Here is a 24,020-nt window from a genome sequence, read left to right on the forward strand (position 1 = left end):
AGAAACATGCAGCAGTCTGATTGGGATGACTTGCGGGAGCAGATGGACCAGCCCTACGGGCAGATGGCTTTGATGTGTGACGGCTTCCGCGTGGATCTGGTCCAGTACACCGAGCCCCGGAAGCGGAGCTGGTGCACAAACATCTACGTCAACGACTCCATTAAAGGGGTTTGGTTGAGCATGGACCATGGGGGGGAACCAGTTCACGAAGAGGCGCGCCGGTTCTATCGCCGGTCAAACAAGAAGTTGTACTCCGCTGCCGAGATCGCGCTTCATCGCAAGCTCTATGGCAAGAAACGAGCGGACGAGTTGGCTACGAAGGTGATCACCAGCCTCAACTGGGATTGGTCCAACTTCAACGCTCTGAAGAAGCACCTTCAGGCCAACAACACCAAGATTGAGCGCCTTCACTGAGCCGCGCTGACGCAACGGATAGGGGAAATCATGGACCGTAAGAAGGCCCTGGACAAGATCAAGAAATGCCTGCGGTTGTCTCTGAGCGACAACCCGCATGAGGCGGCAGCGGCGATGCGTCAGGCTCAAGCGCTGATGCGTGAGTACGGCGTCGGCCAGGCCGACATCGATATGGCAGGCATTGAGGAAAGCACCGCCATTGCCGGTGCCAAACACACGCCTGCGAAGTGGGAAAGCCAACTGGCGAGCACCGTGGCCAAGGCTTATGCCTGCAAGGTGCTGTTCGCGATGGGCGTAGGCCGCTGGAATTTCATCGGCGAAATGGCGGAGGTCGGGAGCTACACGATGACCGTGCTGCTGCGCCAGGTGCGGCAGGCTCGCCGAGACTTCACGCTGACCAAGCTGAAGAACTGCAAGTTGGCAACGAAGGTCAGGCGCGCCGACGTGTTCTGTGATGCATGGGTGCGCGCTGTCTATGACCAGGTGATGACCTTTGCCAATGCCGACCTGTCACCAGCCGTGGAGCTGTACCTTACCCATCACTACCCTGAGTTGGTGAAGCAAGCCCCTCGCGACCGAAATGCGACAACCCGTCGCCGGGCCGGCATTCGTGCGCTTAGTGACTCGATGCATGGCCTGCTTGCCGCATCAGAGGTACGCCTCAACCACGGCATGACCAGCTCGGCCCCACTGGCCTTGGGGGCGACATGAACAGGCGCAACCAGCAACTGAGCAAGATCCATATCGCCAAGAAAGACCTTGGCCTGGACGACGACACCTACCGGGCCATGTTGATGCGGGTTGCCGGGAAGTCGTCGGCAAAGGATCTGAGCCCGCTCCAGGTCGCCAACGTCCTGCGAGAGCTGGAGCGCCTGGGCTGGCAAGCGAAGCGTGGTCGCGCCAAGCCAAATCCGGCGACGGACCGCGTAAAGCTGGTCGGCAAGATCGAGGCGCAGTTGGCTGCGGCTGGTCGCCCTTGGGAGTACGGGGACGGCATCGCCAAGCGGTTGTACAAGGTGGAAAAGGTCGAGTGGCTTAACCCCGAGCAGTTGCGCGGCGTCGTCGCTGCTCTGGCATACGACGCGAAACGACACGGGAGGCAGCATGAATAATGGAGAGCTGTTCGATAGCGGAGAGATAGACAAGCTGGACGCGAGCAAGGTGCTCGCCCACATGAACGACCCAGTAGTTCTGAAACGCTGGGAAGGCACACTGATCGAGATGTCGAGTTTGGCGGAGATCAAACTGCGGGAGTTGCTACCTAACCACCTGGATCAGGTTCCGCAGATTGCCCGGGCTGTTGTGTTCGCCATCTGCGAAACCATGGGGGGATCGGTCGTCTACATCCCTCGCGGCGAGGCGCTGCGCAAAGCAATGCGTAATGCCGAGATTTTCAGAGAGTGGCGAGAGCAGAGTACGCGCCCGGACGAGCTGGCCCGCAAATTCGACCTTGCCAGCCAGACGGTTTATGACATCATCGCTCGCCAGCGCGAGTTGCACCGCCGAGCAGAGCCCGACCTTTTTGGATTCGAAGGCCTGCCGCCCCGGCTGCACTAGCTACCTCTCCTGACCCCGCCTTGAGCGGGGTTTTTCTTGCGCGCGCAAGAATGACAGCGCCCTTCGACAGCGAGCGAATCTAGCCAGGTCCAACCTTCTGGCAGATTCGACCATGTTTGAGTACGAGCCCAAATCAGCGGAATACGCACAGCGCGTCATCGACGAGCGTTGCGCCGTTGCTCGTAAAAGGTTGGTCGACGATTGCCCGAATGAGTGGCGCACCTACGTTATCTCGCGGCTTGCTGCACACCAGCGCCAGGTCGCCCGCGACTTTTCCTCCCGACCCAACCACCCACGGCAAAAGCAACAAGCGGCACTCCCGGTACGGGGCAATCCCGCAGTTGCCGCCCGCTCTCTTGCCGATATCCGCGCAACTCTGAAACCAACCAAGGAAGTTCACCCATGAACAACTTTCGTGCTCGCCTGCGCAATCGCCGGCCCAAAGCACCGCGCCTGACTTTCTGGGCGCTGGTCACCGTTCTGCTCCTGGTCGTCCTGTACCTGATCGCTCCAACCAAGATTGCCGTGGTTTTGTACAAGGCCGCATTGGTTACGGGTGGTGCGGTCCTGGGCTACTGGATCGACCGGGCCCTGTTCCCATACGCACGACCAGACCAGACCCGCGCAGCCCATCAGCCGTGGGCCGGTTTGCGCCGGGCAATCATCGTCTTGGCCTGCGTTCTTGGTCTGACGCTGGGGCTCTGACCATGAGGAAAGTCACCTTTCTGACGCGTTGGGTACTGATCGCTCTCCCGTTACTCGCGGTTTGCTTCGGCCCGAAAGGCGCATGGGCTGCCGTACCTGCCGAGGCTGAGCAGTACCGCCGCGAGCTTACCCGCATCGCACACGCCGAATGGGGCCTGGATGCCCCGGTCGCAACCTTCGCAGCGCAGGTTCACCAGGAGTCGCGCTGGAGGTTAAACGCGAGATCCCCAGTTGGGGCGGAAGGCTTGGGCCAAGTGATGCCCACGACCGCGACCTGGCTTGCCCAACTGTTTCCCAAGACCTTGGGCAAGGTCGAGCCGTACAACCCGAGCTGGTCCCTGATGGCGCTGGTCAGCTATGACCGCTGGCTGGCCGACCGTATCAAAGCACGCAACACCTGCGAGCAGGTCGCAATGGTTCTGTCCTCCTACAACGGCGGTTTGGGCTGGCTGATCCGCGACCGCAAGCTGGCTTCGGCAAAGGGCGCCGATCCGCAGGCCTGGTTCGGATCCATCGAGCGGTTCAACGCTGGCCGCTCGGCTGCCGCGTTCGCTGAAAACCGGGGCTACCCCCGCCTGATCCTGAGGCGGTGGGAAGCCGACTACATCGCCGCTGGTTGGGGCTTGGGGGTCTGCTCATGAGTGCAGCGCTGAAACCGTTTCTCGCATGGATGCTTGCCGTTGGCCTGGCCGTCGCAGGGCTCGCAATCAATCACAGCGCTGGCTATGACGCCGGTTTCGCCGCTGCGAAAGCTGAGGGCGAAGAGGCCCTGGCCAAGCAGGCGCTGGCCAATGAAGCAGAAAAGCGCCAAGCCGCAGAGCTGGCGAACAAAGCCCTCCAGGTCGAAGCGGACAAGCTGGTCGCCTCGCATGCCTACGGGGCCCAACTGGCGACTGAGCTTGGCGACACCAAAGACAGGCTGCGCGCAGTCACCGACAAACTCTCTAGAGAGGTTAACCGTGTCACGACCCTTTACCGCCGCGCCCTGGACGCGCAACTGGAGCCGCTGCCTCCTGCTGACTTCACTGCTGGCTTTGTCCGCGTGTGGAACAGCGCCCTCTTTGGCACCACCGCAGCCGCCGCAGTGCCTGCCTCCAGCACAACCACCAGCGGAGCTGATGCGTCCGGCCCCGGAGCCGGAGCCGCTGACGATCTGATTGTCGGCATCACCCGCGCTGACCTGCTCACCAACCACAACCGCAATAGCGAGCAATACGCCGTCTGCCGGGCGCAGCTCAACGACCTGATCAAATGGAATTCGAAAAATGGACATAACTGACATTGCCTCCGAAGCGGAGGAAATGTTTCTGGAGCAGGCGCTTGCTGCCCAGTTGGCCGCACACGGCACTTGTACTGAGGTTTCAGCAACACATTGCGAATACTGCGGCGAAGCGATTCCTGAAGCGCGCCGAGTGGCCGTACCTGGGGTGGTGCTTTGCGTGCCGTGCAAGCAGCACGTCGAGCGAATGGGTGGCCGATGACCACTATCGAGCTGCCGGTGTGGCAATTGATTACCGCAGGCGCTGGGCTCCTTGGCGCATTTTTTGGCTTGCTCAAGCTGGTCGTGGCGGCCATTGAGCGCCGCTTGGACCAGCGCTTCGAGACGATGGACAGCCGCTTTGAAGAGCTTGCTAAGGACTCGGACCGCCTGCGCCAAGTCGAACTCGGCCTGGAGCGCCTGCGCGGTGAGATGCCGCTTCACTACGTGCGCCGAGAAGACTTCGTCCGTAACCAGACAGTGATCGAGGCCAAGCTCGATGCGCTGGCCCTCAAGCTTGAAAACGTACAGCTCAAAGGAGCGCGTCAATGATCGACCCAGCCAAAACCCGGCGCGAGTCCCTGCGCTGGTACATCCTGCTCACCCTCAACACAAGTCGCCCCGTGGACCCGCACGAAGCCGTGGTGCTGTCCACTATCCAGGGCATCTACCCAGACGCTACAGCGATGGAGCTGCGCCGCGAGCTGGACTATCTCGCTGACCGCTCCCTGGTGACGCTCATCAAACAGCCTTCTGGTGTCTGGATCTGCGGGCTGACTCACTACGGCGTAGACATCGCGGAGTACACCATTGCGTGTAATCCCGGCATTGCGCGCCCTGAAAAATATTGGTCCTGAGCCATGCCGCCACGTAGCAAAGTCGCGGCGCTGCCGCCCGAGGTGAAAGCCTGGCTGGACCAATACCTGGTCGAATCCAATTTCAGTGGATACGAAGTGCTTTCTGCTGAGCTGGAATCACGCGGGTACTCAATCGGCAAGAGCGCCTTGCATCGCTACGGCAGCGAGTTCGAAGACAAGCTGGCCGCTCTCAAAATGTCCAGCGAGCAGGCCAAGGCAGTCGTCCAGGCCGCGCCGGACGATGAAGGCGCGGTCAACGAAGCACTCATGCGCCTCGTCCAGGAACATCTGTTCAAGCTGCTGATGGCCGCTGACGGGAAGATGGATCTGCCGAAGGTCGCCAAGGCCGTGGCCGAGCTGGGCCGGGCTTCTGTCGTGCAGGCGAAATGGAAGTCCGAAGTCCGGGCGAAGGCGGAAGCCGCAGCAAATCAAATCGAGAAGATCGCCAAGAAAGGTGGGCTCAACGCCGAGACCGTGGCCGAGATCCGTCGTGAAATTTTGGGAGTCGCTTCATGAAAACCACCGCAATTGATCTGTTCGCCGGGTTGGGCGGGTGGAGTACCGGCGCGCGGCAGGCAGGCGTTGAGGTTCTGTGGGCAGCGAATCACTGGCCGGAAGCTGTTAAATGGCATGCTGCTAACCATCCGCATACCGAGCATGCTTGTCAGGATCTGCACCAGGCGAAATGGGAGCAAGTGCCAAAGCATGATCTATTACTGGCCTCTCCATGCTGTCAGGGCCATTCGAAGGCTCGCGGCAAGTCGTCCGGCAATCCGCAGCATGATGCCTCGCGGTCGACTGCCTGGGCGGTAGTGTCCGCTCTGGAGTTTCACCGGCCAGAGGCGGCCCTTGTCGAGAACGTCCCAGAGTTCACCGACTGGTCGCTGTATCCCGCGTGGCTGCAAGCAGTGCAGTCGCTGGGCTATCAGGTCAGCCCTCACGTTGTCGACTGTGCGGACCTCGGGGTTCCCCAGAATCGCGTGCGTCTGGTCTTGGTACTGACCCGCAGCAAGGCGCCGCTGATTCTGCGACTTCCGAAAGAGCATCATGTCCCGGCTAGCAGCTTCCTCGACTTCAACTCTGGGAACTGGTCGCAGATCGACAAGCCAGGACGAGCCCAAGCGACGCTCGACCGAGTTCGCAATGGGCGCATGCGCTTCGGCGATCAATTCATCATGCCCTATTACGGCAAGGGCTCTGGCCTTACTGGGCGGGACATTAACCGACCAATCGGTACGATCACCACCCGTGACCGCTGGGCTCTGGTTAACGGCGACAGAATGCGCATGCTCACCGCCAACGAAAATCTGCGAGCCATGACATTCCCTGCTGATGTTATGCGCCCGACAAGCCATCGACTCACAGTCCATATGGCGGGCAACGCAATGCCTCCGCTTGCGGCACAACGATACATCGAAGCCCTGCTGGAGGCGGCATGACCATACAACCTGGGCAGCTCTCGCCGCTCGCTGAGGCTATGGGTGAGGATCTGCCCATCGACGTGCCATCGGTTCTGCTCGGCTACCAAAAGGAATGGGTTGGCATCCGAGCCCCGCTGAAGGTCGGGGAGAAGTCTCGCCGGATCGGCCTGACCTGGGCGGAGGCAGCGGACAACGTGCTGGTTGCCGCTTCCGAAAAGAAGGCAGGTGGCCAGACCGTTTACTACTTGGGCTACAACCAGGACATGACGGTTGAGTACATCCAGGCATGCGCCATGTGGGCTCGGGCGTTCAACTACGCGGCGGACGAGATTGAGGAAGGCATCTGGCCGGACGAAGACCCGGACAAGCACATCAAGACGTTCACAATCGTGTTTCCCAGTGGGCACCGAATCGTGGCCTTGACCAGTCGCCCGAGTAACCTCCGTGGCCGTCAGGGCGTGGTAGTGATCGATGAGGCCGCGTTCCACCAGGATCTGAAAGAGCTGCTGAAAGCCGCACTAGCACTGCTGATCTGGGGCGGCGAGGTGCACGTCATCAGCACTCATGACGGTACGGAGAACCCTTTCAATGAGCTGGTCGAAGAGATCCGGTCTGGTAAGCGCAAGGGTGAGCTGTTCCGCCGCACCTTCAACGAGGCTGTCGAGGACGGGCTCTATCACCGTGTGTGCCTGCGCAAGGGGATACCATTTGTTGAATCCGAGCGAGGCGCCTGGGTACAGGGTGTGTACGACGTCTATGGCGATGCAGCCAGCGAAGAGCTGGACTGTATTCCGAGCCAGGGCGGCGGCGCCTACTTCTCGCTGGCCTTGGTAGAAGGCCGTACCAGTCGAGAGGTGCCGGTCGTTCGGCTCAAATACCCGCAGGGGTACGAAACAGCAGAAGAGCGCCTGCGTCTTGCCGAAACCAAGGAGTGGTGCGACAGCGAGCTGCTTCCGCTGCTGAAGGAGCTTCCCGCTGGGGCTCAATCATTTTACGGGATGGACTTCGCTCGTTCGGGCGACCTCTCAGTCATCTGGCCGCTGCTCAAAGAGCAGGATCTGCGCAAGCGTGCCCCCTTCGTGCTGGAGCTACGCAACGTTCCATTCAAGCAGCAGGAGTTCATCCTGTTTTACATCGTCCGGCGTCTGCCGAACTTCCTAAAGGGGGCGCATGACGCAAGAGGCAACGGCCAGCAGATTGCCGAAGCCGCCGCCGTCGAGTTCGGGTTCAACCGCATTGACCAGGTGATGCTTACCGAGGGCTGGTATCGGGACAACATGCCGAAGCTCAAGGCTGCGTTGGAAGACGATACGCTCAATGGCATTCCCGCAGACAAGGACGTTACCGGGGATATCCGGGCTTTCCGGGTCGTGAAAGGTGTAGCCCGTATCCCCGAAACGCGGACCTCCGAGAAAGGCGGAGACAAGCGCCACGGTGACGCCGGGGTTGCGCTCGCCCTTGCCGACTTCGCCAGTCGGCAAGACGTTGAGATCTTCGAATATCACCGCGTCCAACCGTCAGCCCAGCATGATCGTCAGGTCAAGCTGGGTGCCGGTTGGCGCTCTGGGAAAGGAATTTGGTAATGGCTCGCTCCCCTATTGTCGACCATTACGGTCGCCCCATTGAATATGACCAGCTCACTGAAGAGGTCGCTGCTCCACGCATGGCTGGTGTGCGCCAAGTTTGGCACCCATCGGTGGCGGGTGGCTTGACGCCGGGTCGGCTCTCGGCACTGCTCCAGGCCGCTGCGGAGGGTGACGCCCGTGACTACCTGACACTCGCAGAGGAAATGGAAGAGCGGGATTTGCATTACGCCTCGGTGCTCGGCACCCGCAAGCTGGCATTAGCGGGGCTGAACATCCGCGTAGAGGCTGCCACCGACGAAGCCGAAGACGTTCGCCGGGCTGATGCTCTGCGCGAGGTGGTCGAATCCCCCGAGTTCGGCGAGTTGCAAACTGACCTGACCGACGCGCTGGGCAAGGGCTACTCGGTCGCAGAGATCATTTGGGATCGTAGCGGCAAAACATGGGTGCCGGAGCGCTTCGAATGGCGCGACCCGCGCTTCTTCATGTTCGACCGTGAAACCGGGCAAGAGCTTCGCTTGCTCGATGAGGCCGGCATCGTCAATGGGCTGCCACTCTCACCCTACAAGTTCATTGTCCATCGTCCGCGCCTGCGCTGCGGCCTGCCGATCCGTGGCGGCTTGGCACGCCTGGCAGCGGTCGGCTACATGTGCAAGGCGTGGGCGTGGAAGGACTGGATGGGCTTCGCGGATATCTACGGTATCCCGATGCGTGTCGGGCGCTACGGGCCGAGCGCCTCCAAGGAAGACATCGGCATTCTGATGTCCGCAGTGGCCAACCTGGGCAGCGATGCCGCCGCCGTTATCCCTGACTCGATGCGTATCGACTTCACACAGGCGGCGAACGTTGCCGGTGCCGGGGAGTTCTTCAAAGGGCTGGCAGAGTGGTGGGACAAGCAAATGTCCAAAGCCATCGTCGGGCAGACCATGAGCGCCGACGACGGCTCCAGCATGGCGCAGGCCAAGGTGCATAACGAAGTGCGCCTGGATCTGCTGGAGGCGGATGCAAAGGCTGAGTCCAATACGCTGAACCGCATGTTTGTCCGGCCTTTCTGTGATCTGAATTTCGCACCAGGTCGGCGCTACCCGCGTCTGATTATCGACGTGCCGCAGCCTGAGAACCTTGAGCTAATCATCAAGGCAATGGAAGTGTTCGTGCCGCTGGGTCTGCGCGTTGAGCAGTCTGTTATCCGTGACAAGTTCGGACTGCCCGAGCCTGCGGAGGGTGCCGAAATCCTTGGCAAGCCTGCGGAGCCGGCGCCGTCAGGCGTGGCCACTGCGACCAACCGCGAGCAGCCACTGACTACAGCAGGGCCGCTGGACATCGTGGATGTTCAGGTGAAAACGCTGGCAGGCGCAGCGGCTGCGCCGATGGATGACATGGTCAATGTCATTCGTGAGTTGTTGGATTCGGTGTCGAGTCTTGAAGAGTTCCGGGATCGGCTCATAGATGGCTACCCGGATCTGAGCGCCGATCAGCTCGCCAACGTCATGGCTGATGGCATGGCGGCGGCGAGCTTGGCCGGCAGGTTCGACGTGCTGAGGGGGCTGTGATGAGAGGGGCGACCGAGGACTCAACTACGAAAAAGAAGACCCTGACCTTCTACAGCACTGATGGATATGCCCTGATTGTCACCTGCCATCAGGCATCAAGCGGAAAAGTTGATTTTACGATTCAAACAGAGGACGGGCCTATGGATGTCGAGCTGAGTCGCGCGGAAGCGACTGAGGTTGCTGAATTCATCAGGCGGGGTGTTTGAATGCAGTAGGCATCATGCAGGGGGAGTGACGAAGGAGGTGATGGTGCTGCCAATGAAATGTAACTGACAGCGCAGCGGCTCTTTACCGTAACGGAAGCCGAAGCTCCACTAGGCCTACAGCCAAGACTGGGTAAGTCAAGACTAGATCGGTCGTAAAGTATTTTGGGGCCGCCACATATTCACACCTCCTCCGTCACTCCTTGATTCTAACGCAACAGACCTCGTGGAATAAACAATGGCTGTCTCTCACGGCTCGCTTTCCTTCCAGGAACAGATTGACTACTTCAAGGGCAAAACCAACCTGCCGACCCGCGCCTGGACGGACATCTATGCTGCTGAGCACGACTGGGCGTTCGTCGTCGCAGGCACTACCAAGCGCGAGCTGCTGGCTGACATGCGCGGCGCGGTCGAAAAGGCGATCACGAAGGGCCTGACGCTGGAGCAGTTCCGTACTGACTTCGACAAGATCGTCAGCCAGCACGGTTGGGAGTACAACGGCGGGCGCGGTTGGCGAACCCGGACCATCTTCGAAACCAACCTCCGGCAGTCCTACAACGCTGGCCGTGAGGCTCAGATGGCTGACCCCGAGCTACGCAAGGCTCGCCCCTATGCGATGTACCGCCACGGTGACAGTGCCAACCCTCGCCCCCAGCACAAGGCGTGGGACGGGACGGTGCTGCCGCATGATGATCCGTGGTGGTCGACGCACACGCCCCAGAACGGCTGGGGGTGCAAGTGCAAGAAGTTCATGCTCAGTGACCGTGACGTCGAGCGTCAGGGGCTCAAGGTCGGCCCAGCGCCGGCAGTCGAGTACGAAGACCGTACCATCGGCGTGAACAGCCCCAACGGTCCTCGCACCGTGCGCGTGCCAGTGGGTATCGATCCCGGTTTTGAGTACGCACCAGGTCAATCGCGACTGACGTCGGCGGTTCCGCCACTGCGTGCATACGACCCACTGCCGGAGCCGGGCAACCGTACAGCGGTACAGGGCGCAGGGCTACCAAACAGGCGCCCACCAGGTCCGCTGCCTGCGCCTCGACCTGCTGCGGCTGACCGCCTGCTGCCGGCTGGGCTGCCTGATGACGAGTATGTCGGGCGGTTCCTGGGCGAGTTCGGAGCGACCGAGGCCAAGCCCGTTGTGTTCCGCGACAAGGTCGGCGACGGGGTGGTGATCGGTCGCGAGCTATTCACCAATGCCAAAACCGGCGCTCTGAAAGTGAGCAAGCGCGGCCACGCACGCGAGCTGCTGTTGCTCGCGGATGCGCTGAAAGAGCCGGACGAAGTTTGGGTAAGGCTTGAATGGCAGTACGCGCAGAACAAGGCCGTGGTGCGTCGCCGCTATATAAGCCGGCTTCAGGTCGAGGGTGAACCGGTGGCGGCGCTGGCAGTGTTCGAAGTCGGACCAGATGGCTGGGACGGCATCACCACCTTTGCCCCGGACGCTGACAACCCCGAGTACCTGGAGCAGCTTCGCCTTGGCGTCCGCCTGTACCGCCGCCCGGATAACGGGCAATAAAAAACCCGCGCCGCCGCACGGGTTTGCATCCTGGCTGTAGGCTTGGAGGTCCCGGCGGGGACTGCTCAGCCAATGAACGTATATAGATAGTAGGAGGCATCAGTGGCCGGAGCAATGCTTGATGTAACCGTCGACGTGTCAACGGTCGGCAAGGCGCTGGAGGAATTGGCCGAGCGCCTGGGCTCAATGCGTGTCCCCCTCAACGACATCGCGGAGTACCTGCACCAGTCCACCGATAGCCGTGCTCGCCGCCAGGTGGGGCCGGATGGTTCGCCCTGGGCGCCACTGTCGCCGCGCACGTTGGCGCGCAAGAGAGGCAACAAGACCTTGCGCGAGTCTGGTGCGCTGCTCGACACGCTTCGCCACCAGATTGCAGGCGACGAACTCCAGTTCGGTACTGACCGGCCTTACGGTGCCATCCACCAGTTCGGCGGCAAGATCGAGCACGCAGCTCGTTCTCAGAAGGTCTACTTCAAAGAGAAAGGGGGCGTGGTGGGCAACCGCTTCGTTAAAAAGAGACAGTCGAACTTCGCGCAGTGGGTCACGCACGGAGCCAGGTCTACCCAGATGCCAGCTCGTCCCTACCTCGGATTGTCCGCTGAGGACGAAACTGAGGTGCTGGAGATCGTGGCGAGCTACCTGAAGGGGTAAAAATCGAGCGTTAGCAGAGAGCCGTTTTAAGCGTGTCGTCGCGGTAGGGAGGTACATCCGGCTCAAAGTCGGCGAGGAATGGCGTTAGACCTGCGTTAGATTTTGTTCCTGACCCCTAAGCGTCTCCTGGCTGCGGGTCAATTTCTAAGAAAGTCGGGAAAGCTGATTAATTTGCGCGGATCGGCTCTCGATTCCCGGTAGCATTCCCAGTCCTCAAATAGTCCCTTCCTCAATCGACCACTTCTTGCGTCGAGCTTAAAAACACTCCCCTCAACGTGCCGCCCAAGATGGCGGCATGAAAACACTTCTCGCACTGAACACCGACCTCTCTGCGCTGCCATCGACCGACGGCCAGGCGCCCGAATGGATCGAACTGATTCCCGCCGGCCCGGCTGTCACTGGTCGGGATGGGCGCACCTGGCTGTTTGACGAACTGGCTCAACAACTGGTCCTGGCCGCGTTCACGGCCCGCGCCATTGACATGGTCATCGACTGGGAACACGCCACCGAGGTTGTTGCCCCTCAAGGCATGCCGGCTCCGGCTGCTGCCTGGATCGACAAGCTGGAGATCCGCGCCGACGCGCTGTGGGGCCATGTGTCCTGGACGCCTCGCGCTGGTGAGCAGGTTGCCGCCCGCGAGTATCGCTTTGTCTCTCCCGTATTCGACTACGACGACGAGTACCGCCGAATCCTTCGCATGGTCAGCGCTGGCCTGACCAACAAGCCGAATCTCGTTTTAACCGCACTCAATCATGAACAGCAGGAGACTCACAACGTGGCTATCTCACCCGCACTCGCGGCATTGCTCGGCCTGGACGCAACCGCCACCGATGACCAGGCCGTCGCCGCCGTCACTCAACTGAAAGCCACCGCCACGGCTCGCAACAATGAACAGCCGAGCCTGGACAAGTTCGTGCCACGCGGTGACTACGAGCAAGTTGTTTTGCGGGCCACCAATGCCGAACAGGCGTTGGCTACCCGCAAAGCTGAAGAGCACAAGTCGGTCGTGGACAGCGAAATCGATGCGGCGTTGAAGGCCGGCAAGATCACCCCGGCCACCGTCGACTACCACCGCGCTAGCTGTTCTGAGCAAGCCGGCCTCGACCGCTTCCGTGACTTCGTGAAAGCCGCTCCGGTCGTCGCCGATGCCTCCAGCCTGGGTCAGCGCCAACCTGAAGGCACATCTACCGCGCTGAATGCTGAGCAACAAGCCGTATGCGCTCAGTTCGGCCTCGACCCGGCGGACTTCGCCAAAACCCTGAAAAGCGAGGGCTGATCGTGGCCTTGATCTCTGATCGCAATACCCCGAAGCGGGAAGCGAAAACTCTGGTTCTCCGCGTGGGGGCTGGTGTTCGTATCCATGCCGGCTCCCAAGTGGTTCTTTCGGCAGCCGGGCTGGCAATCCCCGGAAAGACCGCCACGGGCCTCACCTACGCAGGTCGCGCCGAAGAGTCGGTGGACAACACCGCTGGCAGCGATGGGGCCGCAACCGTCGAGATCAGTCGGGGCGCCGCGTTCAAGTGGGACAACGACGGGAGCATCAATCAAACCCACTTGCTCAAGCGCGCATACGTCGTCGACGACGCCACGGTCAGCGCGACCGATGGGGGCGGCACTCGCTCTGCGTCCGGGCTGGTCGTCGCCATCGACTCCGACGGTGTCTGGGTCGAGTAACTTCTCTACAAAGGAGCGCACTGCGCATGCTGGTCAATAAGAGTTCCATCCAGGCGGCTTTCGTCGCCATGAAAACCCTGTTCAACAACGCCTTTACAGCGGCGCCAAGCACTTGGCAGAAAGTCGCCATGAAGGTGCCATCTAGCACCGGCAGTAACCTGTATGCCTGGTTGTCGGCATTTCCCCGGATGCGCCGCTGGATCGGTGACAAGCACGTCAAGAACCTCCAGGCCTACACCTACACCGTGGTAAACGAAGACTTCGAAGCAACTGTCGAGGTGGACCGCAACCACATTGAAGACGATCAGTTGGGCATCTACGAGCCGCAGGCCAAGATGGCGGGCCACTCCGCGAAGCAACTGCCCGACGAGATCGTTTATGAACTGGTGAACGGCGCCTTCACCAGTCGCTGCTATGACGGTCAGTATTTCTTCGATACAGACCACCCAGTCGCTGGTCGAAGTGTCAGCAACATGGGCACCAAGCCTTTGTCCGTTGCGACGCTGGCTCACGCTGAAGAAAGTTTCGGTGCCGCCTGCACAATCATGCAGGAGTTCAAAGACGAGGATGGCCGCCCGATCAGCGTCATGCCGAACGTGCTCCTGGTGCCGCCTGCGTTGCGAGACACGGCCCGCCGAATGATGAACTCGGAGAAGCTGGAGGACGGCCAAGCGAACCCCTACAAGGGTGCCGCAGAAGTGGTGGTCGAGCCTCGTCTCACTTCCCGAACTGCCTGGTTCCTGCTGGACACCACCAAACCTGTACTTCCGTTCATCTACCAGGAACGCAAGGCGCCTGTGTTCGTGCAGCAGACCGATCCCGAAGCCGACGACGTCTTCAACCGCAAGAAGTACAAGTTCGGCGCCGAGGCGCGGGCGGCTGGCGGTTATGGGTTCTGGCAACTGGCCTACGGCTCGACCGGCACGGGGGCCTAAAGCATGGGCGTCCATATTAAAGCCGTGGTGGATGGCTTCCGTCGTGGAGGCATCGCGCACTCAGCCAAAGGCACCTACTACCCGACTGGCTATTTCACTGAGGACCAGTTGGAGCAGTTCCGGCAGGAGCCGAATCTGCTCGTTACCGAAGTGGCGGTGAATGACCTGCCTTCTGGCCAGGACGACCAGTTGATCCAGGAGTTGGGCGGCACCATCGCTCAACTTGAACATGACCTGGGCAGAGAGCGCGCAGGCTTGAGTAGCGCCGTGTCGACACTGACTGCCGTCCTGGACAATCAGGCGAAGGTGCCAAGCCAGGTGCTCGATGCCGCTCGATTACTGGAACCTGCCGCGCCGGGCGAAGGCGTCATCAGCATCAAGGAAGAAGTGCTGGCAGAGATCATCGGTCAATACCTGAAGGAGACCCGTAGCGATGCAAGCCAATCGACGCTCGACAATCCCGGCGGTCCTGACACGCCGCCGGAGCCGGCGCCGGTTACGACAGTTCCTACGGCAACTGGTACTGACGCAACCGTGAAGCCGGAGAAACCAGCCAACAAGCGTGGTGCCGCAGACAAGAAAGGGACCGGTGAATGAACCTCTCGCTGCCAAGCGCGCTCGCTCTGATCACCCGGTTTGGTGCCAAGGAAATGGCAGACCTCGCGGTTCCAGAGATCAATCGGACCATTGAAGGCGAGCTACTGGAGGCTGCCGCGAAGGGTGCTGAGCTGGACGGATGGGATGCCGAGGATGTTGCGTCTGCCGTCGCTGCACTGGCTCGCATCGCTGATGCGGCAACCCGCGCTCGCAGCGAGATTCAGTTCTACCTTCGCTACCGCCAACCGGGGCAGGACGCCCCGGACTGGGTGGCTGATGACCTGCCGGAGTTGACCCGCTTCCATCTGTACGGCGAGAAAGCCAACGCTGAATCCGCCGTGCGCTTGCGCTACCGCGACATCATCAAGCGGCTGGAGAACCTGGCCGCCGAAGACGAGCGACGTGGTGCGGCGGAGTCGGGCCAGTCCGGTTTGCAGATCAGCCACAACCAGCGCCTGTTCAGCCGCACCACCATGCGGGGGCTGTGATGCTTGGCGAACTTGAGGATGCTATTCAAGCGCGCCTCGGCGAGCTGAAGAGCCAACTGCGCCGGCTGCACATCGACAGCTACGGCGGTGAACTCAGCGACGATGACCATCTTGTCGACTTGCTGAAGAACACGCCGAGCGTGCTGATCACCACCCCGAAAGTGGTGTTCAAGCCAAGGTCTCACCGCCGCTACACGGCCTCGGTTGTGTTCCGCCTGGTGATATCAAGCACGTCCGTGCGCGGCGAGCGTGAGACTCGACGCGGCTCCGGCTCTCCCGCGAGCGATCCCGGCAGCTACTGGATCTGGGAAAGCTGCATGAGGCTGCTGACGAACTGGCAGCACACGCCGGACGGTGCGCAGATGAGGCCGACCGAGTTCGCCAACCTGATCAACGGGAAGTTTCAGAGCGGCCACCTGTCGGTGCTCGGTCAATCGTTCGCCGTCGAGCTGGACTGGGACGTCCCTGAGGGCGAGTTGCCGTGGCTGGAAGGCGTCGACATTGCTTATCACGTACCGGCAGGCAACCCGGAGGCCACCGTGACCGATTCAGTTGATCTTGGAGAACAGTAAATGCTTGTGATCGCAACGCAACACCCTGTGCCAGTGATGTCGGGCGCCGCAAAGGATGGTGAAGAGTTCATCAGGCCCGCACCCGCTGAGCCGGTGGACGTGGAAGAAAACGCTTACTACCTGCGCCGCATCACTGCTGGCGAACTGGAACGGGTGAGCACCAAGAGCGGTGCCAAACAGGCCGCTAAAAAAGATGAGGCCAAAGCATGACTATCTCTTTCGATACTATTCCGGCCAGCATCCGCAAGCCCGGTGTTTACATCGAGTTCAATACCAGCCTCGCTGTACGCAACCTGCCGACGAACGCGCAGCATATCTGCTTGATTGTTCCGCTCGATGCCGAGGCTACCGCCCTCGTCAACGTTCCCCAGCAGGTATACAGCGCCGCTGAGGCCAAAGCATCGTTCGGTGCTGTCGCGGGTGAAATGGTTGCAGCGGCAATTGCAGCCTATCGCTACGTCGCTATCTCTTGCGTCGGTGTGACCGTCACCAGCAATGCCGAACCGGACATTGCTGAGGCTCTGGCATCGACCGCACTGGGCGGCTTCACGATCATCGTTCCCGCCTGGTTCAGCCAGGTAGCTATGACGGCCCTCCGCACTCACATCGCGACGTGGACCAGCTCGATTGAGCAGCAGTCGATCCTCGGCGTCGGCGCTGTCACCAGCACCTTGTCCGCTGCCACCGCTCTTGCTACAAGTCTCAATGCTGGAGCGATCACGGTTGCGTTGCTGCCTGGCACGTCGTCGACGCCACGCCAGGTCGCGGCAGCGTACGCCGCTGTCATCGCCTCTGAAGAAGACCCGGCCCGTCCGCTGAACACCCTGGCTCTGACCGGGATTACCGTGCCGCCTATTGCGAGCAAGCTCGGTCGAGTTGAGCAGGAAACCTGCCTTGCGAACGGCATTACCCCGCTTGAGGTCGCTGCTGGCGATGTTATCCAGATCGTTCGTGCAATCAGCACTTACACGAAGTCAGCAGCCGGCGCGACCGATGTGTCTCTGCTCGATCTGACCACCATCCGGTCCCTGTACTACGTCCGCCAGGCATGTCGGGATCGTATCCGCCTGCGTTTCCCTCGTTCGAAACTCAGCAGTAAGACCCCTGCGGCTGTGCGCGGAGAGCTGCTGGACGTGCTGAAGAAGTGCGAAGAGCTGGAAATCGTGGAAGAGGTCGAAGCCAACGCCCCTGGGCTGGTGGTGGAGCGGTCCGGTCAGGACGTGAACCGACTCAATGCGGCGATCCCCGCCGATGTCGTCAATGGTCTGCATGTGTTCGCAGGCCGTATTGACTTGCTTCTGTAAGGAAATTTGAAGATGGCAGACAACTATGTAGGGCAGATCGTCCTGGAGATCAACGGCTCCGACTATGAAGTGACCAGCGTCGAACCGAGCCTTAAGACCGGGCGCAAGGTCGTTAAGACCATGAATCGATCTGGGCGACCGACAGGCACGGCGAAAGGCATCGAAGAGCACGACCTGAAAATCTCCGTGCCTATCCCGAAAAAAGGTGAGCCGGATTGGCGAGCGATGGTGGACGCCAAGTTGACCATCTACCCGCAAGACGGCGGTAGCGGTCGCCAGACCTGGACGGGCTGCTCACTGAGTGAAATGGGCAGCAAGTACCAGGTAGAGGGTGAGGCAACCCGCGACCTGACCATCAGCGCCCTTAACTTCTACTTGGAGTGATGTCATGACCGAACAAGCAATCAAGCGCTGGGAAGGGCTCAGTATCTCCGGCGAACTGCGGATGGGCGTCTGGTATGCGGGACAACGCCATAAAACTTTCATCATTCGTGTGCCAGTTGCTGGCGACCTGATAGGGGCCCAGGAGGAGCATCCCGGTGCGCCGCTTCAGTTGGTCACCTTGGAGGTATACCGCCGCCAGTTGCTGGCGCTCGGTGACATCCCGCTCGACGTATTGACTACTGACCTGCTGCGAGAGGAGTTGGCGGAAAGCGATTTGGCGATCATCGCCGACGCCGACGCTGAGCTGGAAAAAAAGCTCGCGCCGCCGAGCGCGGCAACGTCGATTGGCGTCGAGTCGAGCACGCCCTTGTCCGCCTCGGATACCGTTTAGACGAAATTCGGCACATGACAAGGGCGGAGATCGATTCTCGGATTGACATGATCGTCGGCAAGTCCAAAGGCACTCGCTTTGTCAGCAAGCGGCAGCGCATAGCGTTGCCCAAGCCGTCCCGGAAGGCTCAGTGATGGGCCTTTCTTGTATCCGTAAGACATCTCCTGAGGCTACTCCATGACTGATCTGCGCGTTGCGCTTCGTGTGCAAGCCCATGCCGGCGAAAGCCGCAGGGAAATCGAGCAAATCAACCGTGACCTACGCAAGGCCGGTAAAGAGGGCGCCAGATCGCTGGCCGACGAAAGCTGGAAGGCATCCTCGGCCATCGGCAAAGTCGGCCAAGTCGGCGCGAATAGCTACAAGGTCATCCGAGGCGCTATGCGCCAAACCGCGCAGGCGGGGTCGGGCACACGCATCGAAGTCAGTAAGACCACTGCCGAATTAAAGGAGATGGCTGCGGCGTCTCGTAAGGCCGCGCGCGATGCAAAGACTGAGTTGGCGAATACTGACCGGCAGGGCGTTGCGCCGTTGAGGCAGAGCGTGGAGCGTGCCGAATCTTCCTTCCGGCGCATGGCACAGAGCAGTGGTCGCGGCCTTACGGCGCTGAAGAAGATTGCAACGGGAGTGCGACAAGAGTTTGAGCGGCTCAAGAACTTCGGCGGCACCATGACCGGCCAACTGGCGGGGCTGGGCCTCGGCGTCGGGGTGGTTGCTGGGCTGAAAGCAAACGCTGAGCTTGAGCGCGTATTGATCCGTACTAAGCAAACGGCAGGCATGACGGGGGAGCAGACGGACGAGTGGCGCAAGGACGGATGGCGGATTGCCAAGACCTACGGTGCGACTCGGGCGGATGTCGACACGGGTTTTAACACCTTGATCGCATCCGGGGTCAACTATGACGCATCGAAGAAGACCGCTGATGCAATCGGTCAGGCTAACGCCATTACCGGTGCCAATCCGGCGGTGCTAGGCAAAGCTGTTGTGGCGGCGGCAAGTGCGTTCAATATTGATTTGAACAAGGAAGGCGCAGCGCTTGAGTTGCTGCAAAAAATGACCGTCGCCGGCAGGCTCGGTAACGCGGAGCTTGAGAACTTGTCGGACTTGTTCCCGAAGATTGGCGGTGCGGCAGCCGCCGCCGGTATGTCAATTGAACAGGCGTTAGCCTTTACCGAGTCGCTTTCTAAGGTCGAGTTGCAGCCAGACAGGCTTGGTACGTTGGCAGAGTCAACCTTGCGTGTTTTCAGCAACAAGGAGTATCGGGACCAGATCACCAAGACCACGGGTATCCAGTTTTTCAACAAGGACAAAAGCTCTCGTAACCCCGAACAAGTATTTGCCGACCTGAAGCGTAAGTATGAAGCCATGAAAACAGATGAGCAGCGTGCCAAGTTCATGGGCGTGGTGTTCAAAGGCATGGACCAGGACACGATACGCGGGTGGCGCAGCATGCTGACGGGCGAGCGCTTGGATGATTTGAAGTCCGGTGCCAAGACCTTGGGTGATGCCGAGCCGATTTTCAGCAAGGATCTGAAAGAAAACACCAATAGTTCCAGTGGCACGGCGGCACGCATGAAGGCAACTCTTGCCGAAGCCGTCGACAGGATGGCAACACCACTCAACAAGAGCTTTGCCGACTTCGGGAGCTACCTGCTCGACGACATGAATCTGTCGGGCGAGCAGATGTTGGTCGGTGGCGCTGCACTTGGCCTGGGCGGATATTACGCGGGACGCGGCTTGCAAGCCGGGGCAGGCTCGTTGCTGAAAAAGTACCTTGGTGGGCCTGAGACTCTGCGAAACATCGCGGTCGGCAAAGTCCTGGAAGACGCAACAGGTGTTGAGTCGGTCTTTGTTACGAACTGGCCGGAAAAAATGGGTGGCGGTGGTGATGAGGACAAAGAAGGCAAAAACATGGAGGGTCTTGGATTGGCCGCGTTGGCCTTAACTGCTGCTCAGGTCGGAGGTGCGAGCGCCTCGACGGACGAAGGCCGGCTGCGTAACGTCGAAAACAGCAAGCTCCTGGAGGCTGATCAGAAGCGGTTCCAAGAGGCGTTCTACCGCAATCGAATGGAGTTGGCGAAGAGCAATCCCGAGCAGTCCTCAGATTGGCTGTCAGCAGAATCCTATCGGTTGGCACATGTCCAAACAGGCTTGACCGCTTCTGGCATCCCCGTCGCCAAGGCGCAAGCCTGGAGCAAGGATCTTTCTGACCGCCTAACGGCAGCGGCTATGAGCTTTCCCGCAAAGCCTGCCGCCCAATCGCCGCAAGCTCCCGAGTGGTTCAAGGTGCAAGCGGATCGCCTCAATGGCCCCAACTTGGGGCTGCCGGGCTATGGAGCCGACGTCAACTACCCCTCTGGGGGCACCGAGGGTGGAGCTTCTGCACAAAGCCCAGCCTCGCAAGCTCTGGAAGCACGGCTGAACTCGTTGCTATCCAAACCGCTCGTCATTGAAGTCCGAACGGACTCGGGCTTGATTCAAGCTGAGCTAGAGCGAAGAACCGACATTATGATGAGGCGCGGCGGATGAGCTGGTCAGAAACGCTACTTGATGCTTCTTTCCGTGGCGTGCGGCTCAATGTCGAAAGCGAAAGCCTGCAATGGCAGCGTGCACTATCAGAGCATGGGACGCCGTTCAAGGACGGCGACCGTGTTAAAGATTTGGGCCGTGGCGCCCGGCGCATTCCGATGCAGGTGGTGGTATTCGGCGTCAATTATGAGATCGAACTACAGAGCATCCTCCGCACACTGAACACGCCTGGTCCGGGCGAACTGATTCACCCGATCTACGGCAGCATGAACGTCGTCAGCAGCACGGGCGAGGTCAAGCATCACGCTGAACGCCCAGACTATGCCGAACTCAGCGTCGTCTTTGTCGAAGACACGCCGGATGCGCCGTTCTTCGAGCGTCAGTTTGAGTTCGTGGATATAGGCGTACTGGAGCAGGAAGACGAGTACACCTGGCAGGACGGGATCTTTGACCTGTTCGGTCGGATCGATTCATTAGTCGCTGAGATTCAATCGTGGATCGGCGGCGGGTGGGTTGGGCTGATCGAAAAGGCGCTCGGTCTCCCAGGTATTGGCCTGCGTCTACAGCAGTTACGCTCACAGATCCTCGGCATTGTTAGCGGTATCGCCGGCATGCTCAAGCGCCCCTCGGCGGCATTCGATCCGCTGACGGATCTGATGAGAACACCGTCCGAAGTTCGCGGTGCAATCCAGGGCAGCACGCCGGTTACGTCGACAGCGCTACTGGCGAAGTCAGGTGTACCAGCGGTGGTGCCAGGCAATGCTAGCCTTGCCGCCGATGCGGCCCGAGCCGGCGCTGGTTTTCTTCTTGCTGCGCGGCAGGGCGTGCTGCCCGTAGTCGGCAAACTGGTTGACGGGGTTTCGAGTGGCGGTGGCCTGGTGCTGCTGCCGGATGGCATGCCGGACGATCCTGTGGCTGCGAATGGCTTCGCGCTGGTGGTCCTGGTCATCACCGAATTGGCACTGGCTCATGCACAAGCCGTTGCCGTCATCATAGAAGACGAGGCCGAAACGCCGACCTTGAGCCCGTTCGAACTTGAGGGTTTGGTCAACCTTGTCCGGTCTTTGGTGCAGTCGTCCATCCTCTTGCAGCGCCACCTGTTTGATGTTGAATCCTCCCGCCCAGTCATTGAGGCATTGCGCAACGTCGCCGCCTTGATACAGGCCCGCGCTCGTCAGGTCATTCTGCAAAGCCCGCCGATGATGGAGCGTGTGGTTGAGTCTCCGACCAGCCTGCGGCTACTTGCTCATCATTGGTACGGAGACCACACACGCGCAGTCGAGCTGATCCGACTCAACCCGGGGCTGAAGACTCCGCACAACATTGAGGCCGGGGAGGTGCTTCGTGCTTATGCCAAATAGTGTGCCGGACGAATCCATCCGTCTGTCTATCGGCGGTCTGACCCACGAACAGTGGGATGGCTGGTCAGTTGAGTCCGATCTGCTTACGGCGGCAGACGGTTTTGAGCTTGAGCTGTACACGAAGGATGCGACGCGCTTGCCAGCAGTCTTGGCTGAGGGTGCGCCTTGCTCTTTGACGTTGGGCAAGGACCGCGTGTTGACGGGCCAGATAGATGAGTTTGAGCACGACATTTCCCGTCAAGGCGTATTCATGCGCATCAACGGTAGGGATCGTGCGGCGCCTCTGGTCGACTGCTCTGCGCCGTTTGTATCGATGCGTGAGGCCAGTCTTGAGCAGATCCTGGAGCAGGTTGTCAGGCCGCTGGGCGTAACCCAAATCGAGGTCCGTGCAGCGAAACCCAAGACCCGGCGGAGGATTCAGATCGAGCCAGGTCAATCAGCGTGGGAGGCGCTGTTGCAGGTGGCCGAGGCAAACGGTCTCTGGCCTTGGGTCGAGCCGGATGGGCGTCTGGTTGTCGGTGGTCCTGACTACACGGCGCCGCCCGTAGGGGTGCTGATTCTTCGCGAAGATGGCGTCGGCAACAACGTGCAGCGCTTGAGCGTGCGCCGCTCCATTGCGAACCGCTACAGCCAGATCACGGTACTCGGGCAGCACGGGCAGTACGACAACGACGGGCTGGATACAAAGCGCGCCCATCTGCGCTCGGTTGTTCAGGACGAGGCACTGACCCGGCGCGGAATCTTCCGGCCCAAAGTCGTCATTGATAGCTCCAGTGAGAACCAGGACATGGCGACAACCCGCGCACGCAAGCTGCTTGCCGATAGTCGTCTGGAGGGCTTTGAAATCCGCGCCATCGTCGCTGGGCATCGTGCTGGCAACGGTCAAGTGTGGACGCCAGGTCAGCGTGTCATCGTCCGCAGCGAGCCGCATGGGCTTGATGCAACGTTTTTCATGATGGCGCGCACACTGCGCCTGACGCGGGGCGAAGGTCCCATCACCGAGCTGCGGTTGCGAGAGGACAAGATGTGGGTGCTCGACAGCAACCCCGCCAAGAAACGCAAAGGCAAGAAGGGCAATGCAGATGCGGCATTCATCGAGATGATCAAGGGGGTTTAATGAGCATCATGGCGAAGCTGGTACGCGAGCAAGTTAACCGAGCAATGTCGAATGTCCGGCAGGCTTTCCGGGGAACAGCGGCGAGGAACAACCATGGCAAGTTGATTGGGGTCGAAATGGAAGGGCTTGCCGGTGAGTCGGTTTCCGGTGAGTTGATGCAGCACTATGGGTTCACCTCGGCGCCATTGCCGGGGGCCGAGTTCATCACCGTCCCTGTGGGTGGCAACAGTAAGCATGCGGTTGTTGTGGCAAGTGAGGACGGGCGCTATCGCGTTGTGCTCAAGGATGGCGAAGTATCGCTGTACACGGATGAGGGCGACTTCATCCACATGAAGCGCGGTCGCTTGATCGAGGTCGAGACCGAAACGTTGCTGGTTCGGGCTAAGACAAAGGTGCGGTTTGAGACGCCCCTGGTCGAACTGAGCAAAGACCTCAAGGCAGACGGTGAAATCGAAGACCACACGCGAAGCATGCAGTTGGATCGCGACCTTTACAACGCGCACGGTCACCCTAATGGACCGCCGCCAGCTCCAGCTCAGTAAACCTTAAACCTTGCTGATACTCGCCCGATCAGGCGTGCGCGACAGTATGCCGAGCTATGGACGCAGGCATAAACCCAACCACTGGCGACTTGACGGGTCAACGTATCAATACGCTTGGCAACGCCGTTTACATCCGTCTCACAACTCCCCTCGGCTCCTGGTGGAAAGACCCCACCGTGGGTTCACGGCTGCACGAACTCAAGCGCTCAAAAGACCTGCCCCGAGTTGGCAAGCTCGCCGCCCAATACGCCGAGCAAGCACTTCAACCGTTGCTCGATGACGGGCGGGCCCAAGCGATCTCCGTCACCTACGAGCAGCCGCACAACGGCTGGCTCAACCTGCTGATTGAGGTTGTCGACGTTACCGGCAATCCGCAGGTTTTTCGCCAACCTGTAAGGGTGAACTGAC

General features: G+C 60.4%; 32 protein-coding genes. All 32 read left to right on the forward strand.

The genetic code is table 11. The features are described from left to right. Window positions 1-6: 6 nt before the first annotated feature. The 32 genes from CKW37_RS18470 (at window position 7) to CKW37_RS18630 (ending at window position 24,019) form a co-directional block, all read left to right on the forward strand. On the forward strand, window positions 7-414 hold the full coding sequence (locus CKW37_RS18470) for a hypothetical protein (protein WP_095157163.1): 408 nt from the start codon (window positions 7-9) through the stop codon (window positions 412-414). Between the two features lie 30 nt (window positions 415-444). Then, entirely contained in the window at window positions 445-1,125 is a 681-nt protein-coding gene (locus tag CKW37_RS18475) for a DUF2786 domain-containing protein (RefSeq protein WP_095157164.1), read from the forward strand. Then, on the forward strand, window positions 1,122-1,526 hold the full coding sequence (locus CKW37_RS18480) for a gp16 family protein (protein ID WP_095157165.1): 405 nt from the start codon (window positions 1,122-1,124) through the stop codon (window positions 1,524-1,526). Before CKW37_RS18475 ends, CKW37_RS18480 begins: the two co-directional genes overlap by 4 nt. After that, on the forward strand, window positions 1,519-1,971 hold the full coding sequence (locus CKW37_RS18485; RefSeq protein WP_095157166.1) for a Mor transcription activator family protein: 453 nt from the start codon (window positions 1,519-1,521) through the stop codon (window positions 1,969-1,971). Before CKW37_RS18480 ends, CKW37_RS18485 begins: the two co-directional genes overlap by 8 nt. Before the next feature lie 112 nt (window positions 1,972-2,083). Then, complete coding sequence (locus CKW37_RS32495) at window positions 2,084-2,377, forward strand: hypothetical protein (RefSeq protein WP_143502035.1); 294 nt, start codon at window positions 2,084-2,086, stop codon at window positions 2,375-2,377. Beyond that, on the forward strand, window positions 2,374-2,676 hold the full coding sequence (locus tag CKW37_RS18495; protein ID WP_095157168.1) for a putative holin: 303 nt from the start codon (window positions 2,374-2,376) through the stop codon (window positions 2,674-2,676). Before CKW37_RS32495 ends, CKW37_RS18495 begins: the two co-directional genes overlap by 4 nt. A gap of 2 nt (window positions 2,677-2,678) precedes the next feature. Continuing rightward, a complete protein-coding gene (locus tag CKW37_RS18500) occupies window positions 2,679-3,317 on the forward strand; it encodes a transglycosylase SLT domain-containing protein (protein ID WP_095157169.1) in 639 nt (212 codons plus the stop codon). Further along, window positions 3,314-3,955 carry a DNA-packaging protein gene (locus CKW37_RS18505; RefSeq protein ID WP_143502037.1) on the forward strand — a complete coding sequence of 214 codons (642 nt, stop codon included), beginning with the start codon at window positions 3,314-3,316 and terminating at the stop codon, window positions 3,953-3,955. The genes CKW37_RS18500 and CKW37_RS18505 overlap by 4 nt, the downstream gene beginning before the upstream one ends. Further along, a complete protein-coding gene (locus CKW37_RS18510) occupies window positions 3,942-4,157 on the forward strand; it encodes a TraR/DksA C4-type zinc finger protein (protein WP_095157171.1) in 216 nt (71 codons plus the stop codon). The genes CKW37_RS18505 and CKW37_RS18510 overlap by 14 nt, the downstream gene beginning before the upstream one ends. Next, window positions 4,154-4,486, forward strand: coding sequence for a hypothetical protein (locus CKW37_RS18515; RefSeq protein WP_095157172.1), 333 nt, complete (start codon window positions 4,154-4,156; stop codon window positions 4,484-4,486). Before CKW37_RS18510 ends, CKW37_RS18515 begins: the two co-directional genes overlap by 4 nt. After that, window positions 4,483-4,791 (forward strand): hypothetical protein, encoded by a 309-nt coding sequence (locus CKW37_RS18520; RefSeq protein WP_095157173.1) that lies wholly within the window; start codon window positions 4,483-4,485, stop codon window positions 4,789-4,791. The genes CKW37_RS18515 and CKW37_RS18520 overlap by 4 nt, the downstream gene beginning before the upstream one ends. A gap of 3 nt (window positions 4,792-4,794) precedes the next feature. Continuing rightward, entirely contained in the window at window positions 4,795-5,307 is a 513-nt protein-coding gene (locus CKW37_RS18525) for a DUF3486 family protein (protein ID WP_095157174.1), read from the forward strand. Next, entirely contained in the window at window positions 5,304-6,230 is a 927-nt protein-coding gene (locus tag CKW37_RS18530; protein ID WP_095157175.1) for a DNA cytosine methyltransferase, read from the forward strand. The genes CKW37_RS18525 and CKW37_RS18530 overlap by 4 nt, the downstream gene beginning before the upstream one ends. Next, window positions 6,227-7,795 (forward strand): hypothetical protein, encoded by a 1,569-nt coding sequence (locus tag CKW37_RS18535; protein ID WP_256587800.1) that lies wholly within the window; start codon window positions 6,227-6,229, stop codon window positions 7,793-7,795. The genes CKW37_RS18530 and CKW37_RS18535 overlap by 4 nt, the downstream gene beginning before the upstream one ends. After that, entirely contained in the window at window positions 7,795-9,348 is a 1,554-nt protein-coding gene (locus CKW37_RS18540) for a DUF935 domain-containing protein (RefSeq protein ID WP_095157176.1), read from the forward strand. Before CKW37_RS18535 ends, CKW37_RS18540 begins: the two co-directional genes overlap by 1 nt. Before the next feature lie 441 nt (window positions 9,349-9,789). Beyond that, a complete protein-coding gene (locus tag CKW37_RS18550; protein ID WP_095157178.1) occupies window positions 9,790-11,070 on the forward strand; it encodes a PBECR2 nuclease fold domain-containing protein in 1,281 nt (426 codons plus the stop codon). 114 nt (window positions 11,071-11,184) lie between these two features. Next, the gene (locus CKW37_RS18555) at window positions 11,185-11,721 is read left to right on the forward strand and encodes a phage virion morphogenesis protein (protein WP_256587801.1); all 537 of its coding nucleotides are present in this window, start codon (window positions 11,185-11,187) and stop codon (window positions 11,719-11,721) included. A 295-nt stretch (window positions 11,722-12,016) separates the two neighbouring features. Continuing rightward, window positions 12,017-12,997: a phage protease gene (locus CKW37_RS18560; RefSeq protein ID WP_095157180.1), complete on the forward strand. Its 981-nt coding sequence runs from the start codon at window positions 12,017-12,019 to the stop codon at window positions 12,995-12,997. A 98-nt stretch (window positions 12,998-13,095) separates the two neighbouring features. Then, window positions 13,096-13,395, forward strand: a complete 300-nt coding sequence (locus CKW37_RS18565; RefSeq protein WP_256587802.1) for a hypothetical protein — start codon at window positions 13,096-13,098, stop codon at window positions 13,393-13,395. Window positions 13,396-13,421: 26 nt separating this feature from the next. Continuing rightward, window positions 13,422-14,330, forward strand: coding sequence for a Mu-like prophage major head subunit gpT family protein (locus CKW37_RS18570; protein ID WP_095157181.1), 909 nt, complete (start codon window positions 13,422-13,424; stop codon window positions 14,328-14,330). Window positions 14,331-14,333: 3 nt separating this feature from the next. Next, window positions 14,334-14,927, forward strand: coding sequence for an HI1506-related protein (locus tag CKW37_RS18575; protein WP_095157182.1), 594 nt, complete (start codon window positions 14,334-14,336; stop codon window positions 14,925-14,927). Beyond that, on the forward strand, window positions 14,924-15,415 hold the full coding sequence (locus CKW37_RS18580; protein WP_095157183.1) for a phage protein Gp36 family protein: 492 nt from the start codon (window positions 14,924-14,926) through the stop codon (window positions 15,413-15,415). Before CKW37_RS18575 ends, CKW37_RS18580 begins: the two co-directional genes overlap by 4 nt. Next, the gene (locus tag CKW37_RS18585; protein WP_095157184.1) at window positions 15,415-15,987 is read left to right on the forward strand and encodes a phage protein Gp37; all 573 of its coding nucleotides are present in this window, start codon (window positions 15,415-15,417) and stop codon (window positions 15,985-15,987) included. Before CKW37_RS18580 ends, CKW37_RS18585 begins: the two co-directional genes overlap by 1 nt. Next, window positions 15,988-16,197, forward strand: coding sequence for a hypothetical protein (locus CKW37_RS18590; RefSeq protein WP_095157185.1), 210 nt, complete (start codon window positions 15,988-15,990; stop codon window positions 16,195-16,197). It abuts the gene before it with no gap. Next, window positions 16,194-17,291 (forward strand): phage tail sheath C-terminal domain-containing protein, encoded by a 1,098-nt coding sequence (locus CKW37_RS18595; protein WP_095157186.1) that lies wholly within the window; start codon window positions 16,194-16,196, stop codon window positions 17,289-17,291. Before CKW37_RS18590 ends, CKW37_RS18595 begins: the two co-directional genes overlap by 4 nt. 12 nt (window positions 17,292-17,303) lie before the next feature. Then, window positions 17,304-17,675: a phage tail protein gene (locus CKW37_RS18600; protein WP_095157187.1), complete on the forward strand. Its 372-nt coding sequence runs from the start codon at window positions 17,304-17,306 to the stop codon at window positions 17,673-17,675. A 4-nt stretch (window positions 17,676-17,679) separates the two neighbouring features. Further along, window positions 17,680-18,066 (forward strand): hypothetical protein, encoded by a 387-nt coding sequence (locus tag CKW37_RS18605; RefSeq protein WP_095157188.1) that lies wholly within the window; start codon window positions 17,680-17,682, stop codon window positions 18,064-18,066. Between the two features lie 177 nt (window positions 18,067-18,243). Next, on the forward strand, window positions 18,244-20,592 hold the full coding sequence (locus CKW37_RS18610; protein WP_095157189.1) for a phage tail tape measure protein: 2,349 nt from the start codon (window positions 18,244-18,246) through the stop codon (window positions 20,590-20,592). Then, window positions 20,589-21,953 (forward strand): DNA circularization protein, encoded by a 1,365-nt coding sequence (locus CKW37_RS18615; protein ID WP_095157190.1) that lies wholly within the window; start codon window positions 20,589-20,591, stop codon window positions 21,951-21,953. The genes CKW37_RS18610 and CKW37_RS18615 overlap by 4 nt, the downstream gene beginning before the upstream one ends. Beyond that, window positions 21,943-23,070: a phage baseplate assembly protein gene (locus CKW37_RS18620; protein WP_095157191.1), complete on the forward strand. Its 1,128-nt coding sequence runs from the start codon at window positions 21,943-21,945 to the stop codon at window positions 23,068-23,070. The genes CKW37_RS18615 and CKW37_RS18620 overlap by 11 nt, the downstream gene beginning before the upstream one ends. After that, complete coding sequence (locus CKW37_RS18625; RefSeq protein WP_095157192.1) at window positions 23,070-23,612, forward strand: phage baseplate assembly protein; 543 nt, start codon at window positions 23,070-23,072, stop codon at window positions 23,610-23,612. Before CKW37_RS18620 ends, CKW37_RS18625 begins: the two co-directional genes overlap by 1 nt. Window positions 23,613-23,701: 89 nt before the next feature. Beyond that, a complete protein-coding gene (locus tag CKW37_RS18630; protein WP_256587803.1) occupies window positions 23,702-24,019 on the forward strand; it encodes a phage GP46 family protein in 318 nt (105 codons plus the stop codon). Window position 24,020 lies beyond the last annotated feature (1 nt).

The sequence above is a fragment of the Pseudomonas sp. Irchel 3E13 genome (assembly GCF_900187455.1).
Classification (GTDB): domain Bacteria; phylum Pseudomonadota; class Gammaproteobacteria; order Pseudomonadales; family Pseudomonadaceae; genus Aquipseudomonas.